The sequence below is a fragment of the Nonlabens sp. genome (assembly GCF_018401815.1).
GTDB lineage: Bacteria > Bacteroidota > Bacteroidia > Flavobacteriales > Flavobacteriaceae > Nonlabens.
This window is the reverse complement of record NZ_JAGYKG010000003.1, coordinates 66,022-81,926: the sequence shown is the minus strand read 5'-3', so window position 1 is coordinate 81,926 and position 15,905 is coordinate 66,022. Positions and strand designations below refer to the sequence as shown.

The 15,905-nt window shown below is 38.3% G+C and carries 13 protein-coding genes; 4 read left to right on the top strand and 9 right to left on the bottom strand.

The genetic code is table 11. The features are described from left to right. Positions 1-3: 3 nt before the first annotated feature. The 4 genes from KG732_RS07005 to KG732_RS06990 are packed head-to-tail and all read left to right on the top strand — an operon-like array spanning position 4 to position 3,646. A complete protein-coding gene (locus KG732_RS07005; RefSeq protein WP_213521871.1) occupies positions 4-450 on the top strand; it encodes a sterol desaturase family protein in 447 nt (148 codons plus the stop codon). Continuing rightward, positions 451-1,920, top strand: coding sequence for a 1-hydroxycarotenoid 3,4-desaturase CrtD (crtD, locus tag KG732_RS07000; protein ID WP_367271487.1), 1,470 nt, complete (start codon positions 451-453; stop codon positions 1,918-1,920). After that, positions 1,917-2,534, top strand: a complete 618-nt coding sequence (locus KG732_RS06995; RefSeq protein ID WP_213521869.1) for a carotenoid biosynthesis protein — start codon at positions 1,917-1,919, stop codon at positions 2,532-2,534. The genes crtD and KG732_RS06995 overlap by 4 nt, the downstream gene beginning before the upstream one ends. Beyond that, entirely contained in the window at positions 2,513-3,646 is a 1,134-nt protein-coding gene (locus KG732_RS06990) for a lycopene cyclase family protein (RefSeq protein ID WP_213521867.1), read from the top strand. Before KG732_RS06995 ends, KG732_RS06990 begins: the two co-directional genes overlap by 22 nt. A gap of 102 nt (positions 3,647-3,748) precedes the next feature. Here the strand turns inward: KG732_RS06990 and KG732_RS06985 are convergent, their stop codons facing one another. From KG732_RS06985 to KG732_RS06945, 9 genes are all read right to left on the bottom strand, one after another. Continuing rightward, a complete protein-coding gene (locus KG732_RS06985; RefSeq protein ID WP_300980379.1) occupies positions 3,749-4,063 on the bottom strand; it encodes a hypothetical protein in 315 nt (104 codons plus the stop codon). A gap of 79 nt (positions 4,064-4,142) precedes the next feature. After that, positions 4,143-4,367, bottom strand: a complete 225-nt coding sequence (locus KG732_RS06980; RefSeq protein WP_213521863.1) for a hypothetical protein — start codon at positions 4,365-4,367, stop codon at positions 4,143-4,145. A 223-nt stretch (positions 4,368-4,590) separates the two neighbouring features. Then, positions 4,591-5,310 carry a DUF3291 domain-containing protein gene (locus KG732_RS06975; RefSeq protein WP_300980377.1) on the bottom strand — a complete coding sequence of 240 codons (720 nt, stop codon included), beginning with the start codon at positions 5,308-5,310 and terminating at the stop codon, positions 4,591-4,593. A gap of 1,630 nt (positions 5,311-6,940) precedes the next feature. Beyond that, positions 6,941-7,489, bottom strand: coding sequence for a transposase (locus KG732_RS06970; RefSeq protein ID WP_213521861.1), 549 nt, complete (start codon positions 7,487-7,489; stop codon positions 6,941-6,943). 295 nt (positions 7,490-7,784) lie between these two features. Continuing rightward, positions 7,785-10,052 (bottom strand): aconitate hydratase, encoded by a 2,268-nt coding sequence (locus KG732_RS06965; RefSeq protein ID WP_213521852.1) that lies wholly within the window; start codon positions 10,050-10,052, stop codon positions 7,785-7,787. Between the two features lie 502 nt (positions 10,053-10,554). Continuing rightward, entirely contained in the window at positions 10,555-11,508 is a 954-nt protein-coding gene (locus KG732_RS06960; protein WP_213521850.1) for a MoxR family ATPase, read from the bottom strand. A 21-nt stretch (positions 11,509-11,529) separates the two neighbouring features. Beyond that, a complete protein-coding gene (locus KG732_RS06955) occupies positions 11,530-12,999 on the bottom strand; it encodes a peptidylprolyl isomerase (RefSeq protein WP_213521849.1) in 1,470 nt (489 codons plus the stop codon). Then, positions 12,959-13,810, bottom strand: a complete 852-nt coding sequence (locus tag KG732_RS06950; protein WP_300980375.1) for a hypothetical protein — start codon at positions 13,808-13,810, stop codon at positions 12,959-12,961. The genes KG732_RS06955 and KG732_RS06950 overlap by 41 nt, the downstream gene beginning before the upstream one ends. Beyond that, a complete protein-coding gene (locus KG732_RS06945; protein WP_300980374.1) occupies positions 13,803-15,791 on the bottom strand; it encodes a peptidylprolyl isomerase in 1,989 nt (662 codons plus the stop codon). The genes KG732_RS06950 and KG732_RS06945 overlap by 8 nt, the downstream gene beginning before the upstream one ends. Positions 15,792-15,905 lie beyond the last annotated feature (114 nt).

The following is a 15,905-nucleotide window of genomic DNA, read 5'->3' as shown; positions in this document are numbered from 1 at the left end:
ATCATGGATATAGTATTGTGGATAGTGATTTTTATAGGGACATTTTTCATTATGGAATTTAACGCCTGGTGGATGCACAAATATGTAATGCACGGTTTTTTATGGAACCTCCACGAAGACCATCATCACAAAAAACACGACAGTTGGTTCGAAAAGAATGACTGGTTTTTTGTCTTTTATGCAGTCATTAGTATAGCACTTAAAGTAGCTCATAGTGAATTGGATTTATGGTGGGCATTGCCTTTAAGCGCAGGTATATTAGCCTATGGTATCGCCTATTTTGTGGTACACGATATCTTTATACATCAACGCTTTAAATGGTTGCGCAAGGCAGATAATACTTATGCAAAAGGAGTAAGACGCGCGCATAAAATACACCACAAACACATCGGGAAGGCAAAAAGCCAAAACTTTGGTATGCTAGTAGTACCCTTTAAGTACTTCAAATAAATGATGAAAACAGCCATTGTTATAGGTGCTGGAATAGGTGGACTATCCACGGCTCTTAGACTTCATAAACAAGGTTTTAAAGTGAAAGTTTTTGAGAAAAATGACTATGCTGGCGGTAAATTACATGCCATACATCAAGAAGGCTACCGATTTGACTTAGGACCTTCTTTATTCACCATGCCTCATCTGGTAGAAGAACTTTTTAATTTATTCCCTAATTCCTCCGTATCATTTTCTTATAAAACCAAGCAAACAGCTTGTCACTATTTTTGGGAGGACGGTACTGTTTTTAAAGCGAGTACCGATAACCAAAAGTTTGTAAAAACGGCGGCTTCTACTTTTTCTGAAAATAAAAATACGATTGCCACTTATCTTCATAATAGCAGAAAAAAATACCAACTTACCAAAAGTCTGTTTTTAGAAAAATCGCTTCATAAAGTCGCTACTTACCTCTCCATGGATACCCTAAAAGCTTTAATCAACGCTCCTTTTTTAGGAATATCAAATACTTTGGATGAAGAAAATCAGGTTTTTGAAAATCCAAAACTCACTCAACTCTTCAATAGGTACGCCACCTATAACGGCTCATCGCCCTATCAAACACCTGGTATTATGAGTATGATCCCACATCTTGAGCTTGGCTTGGGTACCTATTATCCAAATGGGGGAATGCACCGTATTTCACAATCCCTATTTGAACTTGCACAAGAAGTTGGAATCGAGTTCCACTTTCGCGAAAGCGTCACCCAGATCAATCACCACAAAAAAAAAGTTACTGCTGTCACTACTGAAATAGACACTTACAAAACAGATCTGGTAGTATCCAATATGGATATTTATCCGACTTATAAAAAATTAATTCGTGACGTTATAGCTCCAGAAAAAACACTGGAACAAGAACGATCCAGTAGTGCACTAATTTTTTATTGGGGAATTGACAGCAGTTTTCCAGATTTAGAATTACACAACATTCTATTCTCTGAAGATTACGCAGCTGAATTTGAGCATATTTTTCAACACAAGACGCTTTCTGAGGACCCAACTGTTTACATCAATATCACCAGCAAAGAATCTCCAGAAGATGCGCCCAAAGGTCATGAAAACTGGTTTGTGATGATCAACGCACCTGGTGATTATGGACAAGATTGGGAACAGCTGGTGGCCCAATCAAAAGAGCGCATTGTAGCGAAAATTAAAAAATGCCTACACGTAGACATTACAGATTATATTAAAACAGAATATATTTTGACCCCTCAGGGGATTGAATCCAATACCAGTTCTTATAGAGGCGCCCTATACGGAGCGGCAAGCAACAATAAATTTGCAGCATTTTTAAGACATCCCAATTTCAATAATAAAATTAAAAACTTGTATCATGTAGGTGGTTCAGTGCATCCCGGGGGCGGAATTCCTTTGTGTTTATTAAGTGCCCAAATCACTTCTGATCTTATTTTAAAAACACAACTATGAGAATAGCCATTGTTTTTTTATGGGTTTTGCACCTGGCGGCATTGATAGGAATTGCGATTGGATATGAAGATTTCTTTCTTCCTAAGTCGCCATTTACCATCATGTATTTGCTGTTCTTTTTGATCTTCTTTTTTAAAATTGATTCTCGTAATAAACTGCTTTTATTTATAGCATTCATGAGCGTAGGAATAGGGGTCGAATGGATAGGTGTGCATACAGGAAGTCTTTTTGGCGATTATTATTACGGTAAAAATTTTGGCCCTAAACTAGACGGTATTCCCCTGTTAATAGGGGTGAACTGGGCATTGCTCACCTTTACTACCCATGTTATTGCCAAAAGCCTTTTTAAGTCCCCCGTCGCTATCATTGCCACAGGAGCCGCCTTAATGGTAGGTTTTGATTATTTTCTAGAACAAATTTGTGATTTTGCAGGTTTTTGGCATTTTGAAGGCGGTGCAGGCTGGTTCAACTATCTTTGTTGGTTCCTTATTGCGGCTGCGCTTCACGCTGTTTCATTTCAATTTAAACTCCGAGGTAATAAGCTTATTTCTTATCATCTATACGGCGTTCAACTATTTTTTGCAATTAGTCTATGGATCATCATTACGATATAGCGATTATAGGTATGGGCTGTGCTGGCAGTCATGTGGTGCAGGAATTGTTGCGTCGTAACACCACACTTAAAGTGGTTGTTATCGATGACTTTAAATCAAATTCTCTGGAAAAAACTTGGTCGTATTGGGAGCAAGGTAAGGGTCTTTGGGATCATTTGATCTCTCACAGCTGGAATAAAGGTAGCTTTATCATGCCTCATGATTTTATACATTTGGATCTTGACGCCTATGTTTATAAGACTATCGAGAGCCGTGATTTTATCGCTTTCGCGAAAGCGGAATTACAACAACACCCTAACTTCCATCTCGTAGAAGAGAAGGTACATAAGGTGTCTGGCGACGAATTACAAAAAGTAGAATGCGACCAGACGACCATCACCGCCAACTTGGTATTGGACAGTCGAATCGACAAAGCTTTTTTTAAAGATACACAAGCCATCACCTTACAACAACATTTTAAAGGTTGGGTGATCAAAACAGAAGAACCCGTTTTTAATCCAGAAGAATTTGTGATGATGGATTACCGTTTAAGAGAACCAGAAACGACGAGTTTTACCTATATTTTACCCTATTCCAAAACAGAAGCACTGGTAGAATTCACCTACTTCTCTAAAGAAGTGGTAAATGACGCCACTTATGATAAGTATCTAAAAAAATACCTCAGCGATTTTTTAAAAATAGAGACCTATAGTATTGAAAAAACCGAGCAAGGTATCATCCCAATGAGCACTTATAAGTTTGAGCAACACCATAAAAAAAATATTTTTAAAATAGGAACTGCTGGTGGCTGGGTAAAACCTTCTACAGGTTATAGTTTTAAAATGAGTGAGAAAAAAGCCGCTCAATTAGTCGATAATATTTTATCAGATCGGGATATCAATCACGGAATGATCTCTAAGAAATTTCGCTTTTATGACGAGATCATGTTAGAGGTATTGCATGGCGATAACGACCGTGGGCCTCGAGTGTTTCACACCCTATACAAAAAGAATAAAATCAAAAGGATATTTGCTTTTCTAGATGAAGAAACAAGTTTTGGACAAGAATTAAGCATCATGCTTCCGATGACCTCAAAACCATTTTTGAATGCCTTTTTTAAAAGACTGTTCTAATAACTTTTACTGTAACTCCCTTTGATCATAAGTGTTGAGACCACTAACATCAATGTGTAGCTTGCCCTCTTTATGTTGTCCTAGACACTTGAATTGAGCACCCTAAACTATTTCATCTGCCTTATAAAAAAATCGAGAATACAAAGTTAATGAAGAAGATTCGTCAAATGCTTTGATCATCACTAAGATCTCAACGTTTCTTTCTTCTACTTCCTTTTCTGTCATTTTATAAAGCAAACTCTTCATATCAATAGGATGGCCAATCATCCAGACTGATGGAAAGAAAAATACCATGTTTCTTTCCAGCTTTAAATTGTGGAATTCTCTAAGCTGTGATCCTTGCTTTCTAAAGGAGACACTTAAATCTACTTTTACCTCTAGCAATTCATTCTTCTGTGGGTTCACTACGCGTATCATACAACCGGTGTCATCTAAATATGGAGCAATAACACCTATATCACTATAGTTTATTTTCCTGCGTGATTTTGAAAACCTCTTATAAAGCAAACCTGTAGCTAGGGCAAAGAACCACAAGCCCAACATGGAACATGGACTCGATGGTCGCAACTATATTTACTGCAAGTCCTAAAGGTGCAAGGCGAGCATAATTTAAGGTAGTAATGGTCTGAGCACTGAATAAAAAAGCTTCTTTAGATTGTTCTGAGGTGGTGCCATAGGTTCCTGTAATGCTTTCTACGTTGATCCATATATAGTTATCCATAAATAGAAAATTAACTGTAAAATATCCTATTAGAATAGAAACAAAAAAAATCGAGCCAACTCATGGTAACCAGGTTATGAAAGAAGTTGAGTCTTTCAAAAAAGGGAAGATTCGTTTTAGTGATATTAAAAGAACTGTCTTTATTGACCGCTCGGTCCCCTTCAGGTTCTGCCTACTCGCCTAACCAAAAGAGATTAATCTTTTTTCTTTATGCCTTCCAAATCTATTGTTCGTCGCGTATCAAAGAGGGTGGGATTTCAAACCCGCTCCACTGACCTGTAATTTTAAAAGGTTGAAATCTGGTAAACATTTCCTCCTTATACCACTGTAAGGCTTGTGTTTGTTGTACGGCATGTCGATGATTCTGACCTCGATAAGCAAACTTCTTCAAAGCTCTTGCATCCTCCCACAAGCTGAATGTGGCCATTTGAGTCACTGGACGTTCCCCTACTCCAGCGGTAAAAAGCAAACTGGGATTATCTACTAAATCTAATTGTGACGTAGGCACGTAATCCCAGAACTTCTTAAGCATTAGAAGTTTAATCGTCGCTCTAGTAATTACAGAAATATAGGGGTTGTTCTCATCCAAGGAATCACTAGTCTCAAAGGGATTTTGCTTGGACCACTGTCCATGGGCTTTGATGCTCTTCATGTAAAACGTAAGCTGTTGGTCGCTGTTGTCTTGGTAACGTTTGTAGAGTTTAGAATCTTCAAAAAAATCCTTTGCACTTGCTTCATTATTCCAAACTTGTAATAAACCATAAACACCCCAGTCTGGTTTAGGATCAAAGTTCTCTTTTCCAGAACCTAACAATTTATAAAACTGCAATCCTTCCACTTTCTTTAAAGGAGCATGGGCAAATTGCATCATTAAAAACGCCCAAAGCTTTTGTTGGAGTGTGGGATATTTAAAAAAAGTAAGTGTTGTAATTTGTTGAGACATAAAACAAAGATAGATCGCACTGCCATTAAAATGGTTAAATAACTGTTGTAATGCAGCAGCAGTACATTTCTTTGTGAAATATACCTCATTACGACTAACTCTATTAGTTTTTTCAGTAAAAATAGTCGCCGTGATCTGACGAGCTCAGCATTGCAGCGCATTAAAAAACCCTCAGCCTTTATGGAGAAACACAGACGTCACAGACGCGCGCGAAGTGAGTCGCGTTGCAAACGCTTTATTATAACACTCGCGTCACAGACGCGGGCGAAGTGATTTTATAGTAGCGCGCGTTTGCAACGCGTGCAGTTAAGCTGCGCATTTGTAATGCGCCGTTACTCCATACCAGTTTGTTATTGGAATAGGACAAGCATCCGTACCCCTGTCTTTCGCGCAAGCGAAAACCTATTATTGCTTTCTAGATAAAATTCTCTCTGTTTTTATAGTAGCGCGCGTTTGCAACGCGTGCAGTTAAGCTGCGCATTTGTAATGCGCCGTTACTCCATACCAGTTTGTTATTGGAATAGGACAAGCATCCGTACCCCTGTCTTTCGCGCAAGCGAAAACCTATTATTGCTTTCTAGATAAAATTCTCTCTGTTTTTATAGTAGCGCGCGTTTGCAACGCGTGCAGTTAAGCTGCGCATTTGTAATGCGCCGTTACTCCATACCACTTTGTTATTTGAATAGGACAAGCACCATTATCTAAATAAGCACTTGCACTACTGTGAACCCAGTCTTGCTCATTTTTAACGTAACCAGCAGCAACGGGATTGTAATGAGAAACACAGACGTCACAGACGCGCGCGAAGTGAGTCGCGTTGCAAACGCTTTATTATAACACTCGCGTCACAGACGCGCGCGAAGTGATTTTATAGTAGCGCGCGTTTGCAACGCGTGCAATTAAGCTGCGCATTTGTAATGCGCCGTTACTCCATACCACTTTGTTATTGGAATAGGACAAGCACCATTATCTAAATAAGCACTTGCACTACTGTGAACCCAGTCGTGCTCATTTTTAACGTAACCAGCAGCAACGGGATTGTAATGAGAAACACAGACGTCACAGACGCGCGCGAAATGAGTCGCGTTGCAAACGCTTTATTATAACACTCGCGTCACAGACGCGCGCGAAGTGATTTTATAGTAGCGCGCGTTTGCAACGCGTGCAATTAAGCTGCGCATTTGTAATGCGCCGTTACTCCATACCAGTTTGTTATTGGAATAGGACAAGCATCCGTACCCCTGTCTTTCGCGCAAGCGAAAACCTATTATTGCTTTCTAGATAAAATTCTCTCTGTTTTTATAGTAGCGCGCGTTTGCAACGCGTGCAGTTAAGCTGCGCATTTGTAATGCGCCGTTACTCCATACCAGTTTGTTATTGGAATAGGACAAGCACCATTATCTAAATAAGCACTTGCACTACTGTGAACCCAGTCTTGCTCATTTTTAACGTAACCAGCAGCAACGGGATTATAATGAGAAACACAGACGTCACAGACGCGCGCGAAGTGAGTCGCGTTGCAAACGCTTTATTATAACACTCGCGTCACAGATAAAATTCTCTCTGTTTTTATAGTAGCGCGCGTTTGCAACGCGTGCAGTTAAGCTGCGCATTTGTAATGCGCCGTTACTCAATACCACTTTGTTATTGGAATAGGACAAGCACCATTATCTAAATAAGCACTTGCACTACTGTGAACCCAGTCTTGCTCATTTTTAACGTAACCAGCAGCAACGGGATTGTAATGAATGTAATTAAAAGTAGCTTCTAGCTTTTCCGTCCGATCCATAATTTTAGGATGAAAACCATCTTTCCAAACCCTATAACTCGAGTGTCTTTTTGATTTCAGAGCATAAAAAGAAAAGTTGTTGAGCAGCCATTCTTTTCTGCTTTCCCCTGGTTCTCTAATGGCATCTATGAATGATTTTGATGTATGTTTTTTAAAATCCCTTATGATGTCATTGATAGGTTTGTCTTTAGTTCCTACAATCATATGGATATGACTGGGCATAATTACATAAGCAAAAACGATAAGACCTTTATCTTTAATGCAATAATTTAAGGAGTCTTCTACTATATGAAGGTATCGATCCTTTGTGAATAAATCGATCCACTGCACAATAGTCATGGTTATAAAATAATTTTCTTCCTGACCTCTAACTTTATATCTTTCTGACATGGTTTAAAAAATAGAGGAATTATTAAGAACTATTTTAATGCATTGTTATACTCGCGTCACAGACGCGCGCGAAATGAGTCGCGTTGCAAACGCTTTATTATAACACTCGCGTCACAGACGCGCGCGAAATGAGTCGCGTTGCAAACGCTTTATTATAACACTCGCGTCACAGACGCGCGCGAAGTGAGTCGCGTTGCAAACGCTTTATTATAACACTCGCGTTACAGACGCGCGTGACGGAAAGAAAAACCTCTTATTTTATTAAGAGGTTTTTTAGTATCATGAAAACGCTTGATTAAGCCGCGTTATCTTCTTTAATTTTATTCAATGCACTTCCTTTGTGGAACCAGCCTATTTGAGCAGCATTGTACGTATGATTAGTCACGATCGTATCCTTAGAACCGTCTGCGTGAGTTACCTCTATAGTTAATGGCTTGTCTGGAGCAAATGATGCCAGATCTATAAAGTTGAACGTATCATCTTCTTGAATCAAGTCATAGTCAGCCTCATTTGCAAACGTAAGACCTAACATACCTTGTTTCTTTAAGTTGGTCTCGTGAATACGTGCAAATGATTTAACGATCACAGCAACCACACCTAAGTGACGTGGCTCCATAGCAGCATGCTCTCTAGAAGAGCCTTCTCCGTAATTATGATCTCCTACCACTACAGAAGGAATCCCTGCCGCTTTATAAGCTCTTGCCGTTGCTGGCACAGCTGCATACTCACCGTCTAACTGATTTTTTACAAAGTTGGTTTGCTTGTTGTAAGCATTTACAGCACCTATCAAACAGTTATTAGAAATGTTATCTAAATGACCTCTGTAACGCAACCAAGGTCCTGCCATAGAAATATGGTCTGTCGTACATTTACCGAAAGCTTTGATCAATAATTTAGCATTGTTCACCTCAGTACCTATAGGGGTAAATGGCTCTAACAATTGAAGACGATCAGAATCATCTGCTACTTTAATTTGCACATCGCTTCCGTCTTCTTGCGGAGCTAAATAACCGTCATCTTTTACTTCAAAACCTTTAGGAGGCAATTCCCATCCTGTAGGCTCGTCTAACATTACTTCTTCTCCGTCTTCATTGATCAATGTATCAGTGATCGGATTAAAGTCCAAACGTCCTGCAATTGCAATTGCAGCAACCATTTCTGGTGAAGCTACAAAGGCGTGAGTATTAGGGTTACCATCGGCACGTTTTGCAAAGTTTCTATTAAACGAGTGAATGATGGAGTTTTTAGGAGCATTTTTAGGATCGCTATAACGCGCCCACTGGCCTATACATGGTCCGCAAGCGTTGGTAAATATTTTAGCATCTAATTTTTCAAATATGCCTAGGATTCCGTCACGCTCTGTAGTGTAACGCACTTTTTCAGAACCTGGGTTGATACCAAATTCTGCTTTAGTTTTTAACTTTTTATCTATGGCTTGTTGAGCGATAGAGCTGGCACGTGATAAATCTTCATAGGAAGAGTTGGTACAAGAACCTATGAGTCCCCATTCCACTTTAAGTGGCCAGTCATTTTTAGTCGCCTTTTCATTCATGGCACCCAATTCTGTCGCAAGGTCTGGAGTGAATGGTCCATTAATTTGTGGCATTAGGGTATCTAAATTGATCTCAATGACTTGATCAAAGTACTGCTCTGGATTTGCATACACCTCTGCATCACCTGTAAGATGCTCTCTTACTTTATTTGCTGCATCTGCAATGTCTGCTCTTTCTGTAGCACGCAAGTAGCGTTCCATAGAATCGTCATAACCAAAAGTAGAAGTCGTTGCTCCGATCTCAGCTCCCATGTTACAAATAGTTCCTTTTCCTGTACAAGAAAGATTCATTGCTCCTTCTCCGAAGTATTCTACAATAGCTCCAGTCCCTCCTTTTACAGTAAGAATTTCAGCTACTTTAAGAATCACATCTTTAGGCGCTGTCCAACCAGATAGTTTCCCGGTAAGTTTTACTCCTATCAATTTAGGAAATTTTAATTCCCAAGCCATTCCAGCCATTACATCAACAGCATCTGCTCCACCTACACCTATAGCAACCATTCCTAGTCCACCAGCGTTTACCGTGTGAGAATCTGTTCCTATCATCATTCCACCTGGAAATGCATAGTTTTCAAGAACTACTTGGTGAATGATACCGGCACCAGGTTTCCAGAAACCTATTCCATATTTGTCTGATACTGATTCTAAAAAGTTGAAGACTTCGTTAGAAGTATTCAATGCGCTTTGAAGGTCCATAGACGCTCCGTTTTTTGCTTGGATCAAGTGATCACAATGCACCGTCGTAGGCACCGCAACTTTATCTTTTCCAGCTTGCATAAATTGTAGCAAAGCCATTTGAGCCGTAGCATCTTGACATGCGATACGATCTGGGGCAAAATCAACATAATCTTTCCCTCTGGTAAACGGTTTACCAGGGACACCATCCCAAAGGTGAGAATACAAAATCTTCTCAGCAAGTGTAAGTGGTTTACCAGTAGTTTCACGTGCTTTATTTACGCGCTCTGGCATCTCAGCATACACCTTTTTAATCATATCTATATCAAAAGCCATATATCTAAATTTAATTTATCAGTTTTAAAGGATGGCGAAGTTACAAAAATGTGACGTGAAATGAAAGTCCCCCTATGCTACTGCAGTTGTGTTGACATTCTCAACATAACGGGCTATCAAAGCATCATAAATTATCGATTTGATAATTATAGTATACTTAAATTATCAGGTAAGCAATTCACGATAAGGATGGTAGTGTTTTTGCTTTCGCGAAAGCTTAATTGAAATTATCTATAAGGGTATTTTCAGTATCAAAAAACGCTTAAAATCAGTATAGGTTAAGTAAATGAGCTTAAAATTCAGACCAATAGCATTTTATATTTGAAAAAAGAAGTTCTGAAAATTTGGCTTTAGAATACTAAATAAATAAGGAGGCTATGCGACCCAAAATAATCTGAGAACTAGTCAAGCACCCGTTAATAACCATCGAAAGCTGTATATCTTCCAGATTTGACGGTAATCGGTTATGGATAAGAGCATGTCAAAAAGAACTGGTTTTGTCCTACAGGAGTTGATTGATGATACTTTCTTCCGTATGGCCTTCGGCCTCTGCTTTGTAATTTTTGATAATTCGGTGTCTTAAAATCCCCGTCGCAACGGCTTTTACATCCTCAATATCTGGACTGTATTTACCGTTAACTGCTGCATGCGTTTTTGCTGCTAAAATTAGATTCTGTGAAGCTCGAGGGCCTGCGCCCCAATCCAAGTATTCTTTTACAATCTCTGGTGCTGCATCGCTTTTAGGACGGGTCTTACCTACCAAAGTAACCGCATATTCAATCACGTTATCTGCGACTGGAATACGCCTTACCAATTGCTGGAAGTCCACTATTTCTTGTGCGGTAAATAGGGCATTAACAACAGGCTTATGGTCTCCAGTGGTTGCTTTTACCACATCTACCTCTTCTTGAAAAGAGGGATATTGTAAATTGATAGAAAACATAAATCTATCCAACTGTGCCTCAGGCAAAGGATAAGTTCCTTCCTGTTCAATGGGGTTTTGAGTTGCTAGTACAAAGTAGGGAGCATCTAATGTATAATTGTGCCCAGCTACGGTTACCGATTTCTCTTGCATGGCTTCTAGAAGTGCTGCTTGAGTTTTAGGCGGTGTGCGGTTGATCTCATCTGCAAGAAGGATATTTGAAAAAATAGGTCCCTTTAGAAATTTAAAAGCCCTATTCTCATCTAGTATTTCACTACCCAGAATATCACTAGGCATCAAATCTGGGGTAAATTGGATGCGCTTAAAATGTAATCCTAAAGCTTGTGATATGGTATTGACCATTAACGTTTTAGCCAGTCCTGGAACTCCTACTAAGAGCGCATGACCCCCAGAAAAAACAGATATCAATATTTCATCGATGACCTGGTCTTGTCCTATAATTACTTTGGAAATTTCCTTTTTAAGTTCTTGGTGCTTTTTAACTAGGTGATCTATCGCTGCAACATCTGACATGATGGGATGGGTTTATAAGAATTAATTCCAAGCATTAAGAATATCGCAGTCCTTAAATTCTGCTCCTATCTTAATGTAAGTATCGATAATTTTTTCATTACGCCATTTATTGATCGCCTTTACTTGTTTGTCCTTTAATGCCAAATCTTTGATTTTTAAATAATCATTGGCATAGTTGGCTTTATGATCTGGTATTTTATCAATGATATAGACCACTTTAAAGGTTTTTGATCCCATACGAGGGTCTGTTTCCTCTATGATACCACTGACGTCTCCCTTTTCAAGAAATTGCAAAGTAGATGCCATATCAGATTCTAATCTAGTAACTTCTATTCTACCAGTTCCCGTATTAGGATTGATGATTTTACCTCCATTTTCTGCCGTTCTTTCTTCATCGCTAATTTGCTTGGCCGCATCACCAAAACTGATCTCATTAAGTATAATGCGATCTCTCATGGCGTTTAACTCTGCTTTTGATTTTTCAATTTGCGCCACCGATATGTAAGGCTTCAATAAAATATGCCTCACATCCCTAATTTGCCCCCGTATTTTTTCTACATAAAGAATATGCCATCCAAACATGGTTTCAAAAGGCTCACTGATTTCTCCTTCTTGGAGTGAAAAAGCTTGATCTTTAAATTCTTTTACAAAGGGATCGTTTCTCTTAAGGGATAACACCCCACCTTGACGCTCCGTACCGGTATCGTCAGAATAAAGAGTTGCTTTTGCTGCAAAATCGGCTCCATTATCCAAAACATCTGCTCGATATCCTGCCAGTTTATTAATCACTAATTTCACTTCTTCTGGCTCTGGCTCAGGTATTACTACTATTTGAGCCATTTCTACCTCCGTATTAAAAAGAGGTAGGTCTACTTCTGGAATGGATTTATAAAACTCGCGAACCTCCTCTGGAGTGATTTCTACCTGCTCGGTTATGCGTTCTTGCATACGCTGTGCTAGAAGTCCATCGCGATTGACTCGATTTAAGGCTTCTCTCACCTGTGTAATATTCTCCTTTTTATAAAAATCTGCGATCTTTTGATCGTCATTAGTTTGGAGTGCATTCTTAAAATATTGAATTTGACCTTCTGTTCTACCTTCTATCTCCCGATCTCCTATGGTAATACTGTCTTGAATGGCATGATGTGCATACATTTTTTCTGAAAGCAAACTTTCCATCAGTTCACAACTGGAAATATCAGATATTCCTGCTTCTCTTTTCGCTTGGGCTTTTGCACTTACGATATCAGATCCTAAAATAACATAGTCTCCTATAACTCCAGCAACTCCTTCAATAAGAAATCTCTTTTTTGTACTGGGTGTTACACTGTCCATTGCGGCAAGTGTTTCTTGTACGTTCTTGTTATCTATAGCTGCAATATCTTGCTCGATTGTCTCTTGTGCTGTTACCGCTTTCGCGAAAGCGACAACCAAAATAATGGCTAGATATTTAGTTATTGATTTTAAGTTTATCACTGTTAATAGCGTCATTTAATAGATCTTTTTCTAATTTCTTAATATAGGCAAGTTTACTCTTATTGAGCAACACCTGTTTTACAATAGGCTTTACATAAGATAAAGGCGCACGGTCCCCGCGTTGAAGCACTTTATTAAATCGCACCAAATATACGCCAAGACTATCTTCTAGCTTCCACGTTTTATTCTCTTTTATATATAACTTTTCATTTGTGATGTTAATCACATTTATAGCATCAAAGAGTGCACTCTTTTTTACCCAAATACTATCGTTTAAAAAGTAAGTGCGGTAGGATAACTTCAAACTGTCTAGTTCCTTTAACGAAGTTAGGTCCCCTTTATTGAACAACTTTGTTATTTTCCCCAAATCCGTGTTGAGAGGATCTAATTGCACATACCTAAACTGAACTAAATCTTCATTTAATTTAAAGTCTTCTTTGCGTGTTTCATAGAACGACAGAATTGCTTTTTCTGAGATGAGCGTGTCCAAATTTTGCTTGGTTAATTCTCCTAGGTATTCTTGCGCATACAATTCTATTTGATAATTTTCAATCAATTGATCCAGTTGCACCTGTCTCTCTTGAGGTATATTATCCACAGCATTGTCCATTAACAAATGAGCCGTTGCCCATTTACTGATGTAAGCATCTACAATTTGAACGCTGTCTTGCTGCGTATAGCCTTGTGGTAAAAGTCGTGCAATATCATCCTTATCTAAATAATACTTCCCTAAACTCACCACTGTATCTGCAGGAGTCTCTTTAGTAAAATACCCACAAGAGACTACTGAAATAAAAAGGATGATATAAATGATTTTTTTAATCAAGTTGCTTTTGTATTTGAGCTTTTACCTTTTGGAACACTTCTTTATCAACCTCTATTTGATGACCTTTCCTAAGCTCCTCAATCCAGTTTTTTTCCAATTCCTGTTTAAAGTCATTAATTACTCTACCTCTAGCTTCTTCGATTGTTTTCAGGGTAGATTCTATAATTTCATTCACTTGTATGACCTTATAAAAACTATCGCCATCAGAGTGGTGCACTTTAGAAACACCTAATTGCGGTTCAAAATCCTTTGGTAATCTTGCATAGGTCTCTTCCACTATTCCAGAAGAGATGATCACTTTAGTAGTATTATCTACATTAAGGCGTGCCTTTATGGAATCTAGTGGGATACCTTCTTGCAACATTCCCCTCACCTCTTGAGCGACTTCTTTAGAAGTGCTTTGGGTAAGGTCAATATCTAACCTACGCTTCCAAGCATACTTATCTTTGTAACGATTGTAGTAATTTTGTTGCCCTACAGAATCATTATCTGCTTTGTTCCATATTTGTGTTTCAATGAGATCAAACACTAAAAAACCTTCTTTAAATTCATTGTATAAAAATCTAAAGTCTTCATTGTCTCTCTCTAAATTAGAATCGTAGTAAGAAATAATTTTCTCCGTTACAAAGGCGTCGTAAAAGGCATCTATCTTTTCTTTTTTATCTGCGTAATAAGTAAAATCTTTTAATTGTTTTTGCTCTACGTAAGAAAGAAAATTAGAGACGGTATAGGTGGTTGCTCTAATTTTAAAAAGCTCGTTAGTGTTAGCATTTTGGTTCTTATCATAAACGTATGTGCCAGACATTATTAAACTGTCGTTTACGATATTGTAAACTTTTTTTGGTAGGACTAATTTTTCAGGAATTTGATATTGTTTTTTTAGCTGATTGGTAAACGCCTCAGTGATCTTACGAGAACGAGGTGATTTTTGAATTTTATCTTTAAGTTCATTTTCCAAGTCTTCAAAAGTTTTTAGAGGATGCTTTTCCAGTAGTTGAATAATATGCCAGCCGTATTTAGTTTCAAGAGGTCTGGTATATGCTCCTTTTTCTTGTAGTTCAAAGGCAGCATTTGCAAAAGTTTCGTCTATTCCGCCAGTACCGAATTTATTAAGCCTTCCTCCTCGGGCAGCACTATTTTCATCATCAGAAAATTCTCTGGCTAGTTCTTCAAAACTTTTTCCTTCCTCGAGTTGCTGGTATATCTCCTGAATTCTGGTAGCAGCAGTTTGCTCCCCTTCTCCTTGTTGATCATAAGTCATTATGTGCGCCACGGTCACTTCTCCCGGATTAGGTCTTTTATCATTTACATAAACGATATGATATCCAAAATCTGTTCTTATAGGCTTTGAAAAGCTTGCTACTGGCGTCTCATAGGCAGCTGTCTCAAATTCATAAGCCATTACAAATGCTCCAAACCAGCCTATATTGCCTTCATTACCTGCGCTAGGACCTTCACTTTTAGCTCTGGCTAGAGATCCAAAGTCCGCACCTTGTTGAAGCTCTTTATAAATAGCCTGGATTCTGTTCCAAGCCATTAAGGTATCTGTCGGAGAAGCGCCTCTGCTTATTTTAATCAAAATATGACTCGCATTTACCTGTTGCAAACCTCTCTTATATCCTTCTTTAACTAATCTTTCTGTAACCTTGTGGTCTGTTAAAAAGGGTTGTGATAAACTGGAACGCGTATTTTGAATATCTCTTATATGAGCATCCTTTTTATCTAATCCTAATTCATAAGCTTGTTGTAATTTTAAACGATAGTCTATATAAAGATCTAGGTAATTATCGATATCTTTTTGTGACTCTTCTTGAACAATATCAATATTCTTAAAATAAAATTTCATAAAAGTTCCGGCATCATAGTCCGTTCCATCTATACTAAGAAAAGTAGCATCTTTTAGTTGTTGTGCATAAGACAGTGCAGAAAATAGCACTACTGCCATACCTAATAGAGCTTTTGTATACTTTTTATTTTTCATATTTTTATTTTCAAGAACAGCAAAAATAGCTATTTAACATTGCCTTTCAAAACGCAGGGTTTCCCTTGTTATTTTATTAAATATAATTAAGTTTAGTTCCGTTTGAACGACTTA

Bases quoted from the DNA above. Each gene is read 5' to 3' on its own strand.
- KG732_RS07005 (WP_213521871.1), top strand. From the start codon at position 4: ATGGATATAGTATTGTGGATAGTGATTTTTATAGGGACATTTTTCATT.
- crtD (WP_367271487.1), top strand. From the start codon at position 451: ATGATGAAAACAGCCATTGTTATAGGTGCTGGAATAGGTGGACTATCC.
- KG732_RS06995 (WP_213521869.1), top strand. From the start codon at position 1,917: ATGAGAATAGCCATTGTTTTTTTATGGGTTTTGCACCTGGCGGCATTG.
- KG732_RS06990 (WP_213521867.1), top strand. From the start codon at position 2,513: ATGGATCATCATTACGATATAGCGATTATAGGTATGGGCTGTGCTGGC.
- KG732_RS06985 (WP_300980379.1), bottom strand. From the start codon at position 4,063: ATGATACGCGTAGTGAACCCACAGAAGAATGAATTGCTAGAGGTAAAA.
- KG732_RS06980 (WP_213521863.1), bottom strand. From the start codon at position 4,367: ATGGATAACTATATATGGATCAACGTAGAAAGCATTACAGGAACCTAT.
- KG732_RS06975 (WP_300980377.1), bottom strand. From the start codon at position 5,310: ATGTCTCAACAAATTACAACACTTACTTTTTTTAAATATCCCACACTC.
- KG732_RS06970 (WP_213521861.1), bottom strand. From the start codon at position 7,489: ATGTCAGAAAGATATAAAGTTAGAGGTCAGGAAGAAAATTATTTTATA.
- KG732_RS06965 (WP_213521852.1), bottom strand. From the start codon at position 10,052: ATGGCTTTTGATATAGATATGATTAAAAAGGTGTATGCTGAGATGCCA.
- KG732_RS06960 (WP_213521850.1), bottom strand. From the start codon at position 11,508: ATGTCAGATGTTGCAGCGATAGATCACCTAGTTAAAAAGCACCAAGAA.
- KG732_RS06955 (WP_213521849.1), bottom strand. From the start codon at position 12,999: ATGACGCTATTAACAGTGATAAACTTAAAATCAATAACTAAATATCTA.
- KG732_RS06945 (WP_300980374.1), bottom strand. From the start codon at position 15,791: ATGAAAAATAAAAAGTATACAAAAGCTCTATTAGGTATGGCAGTAGTG.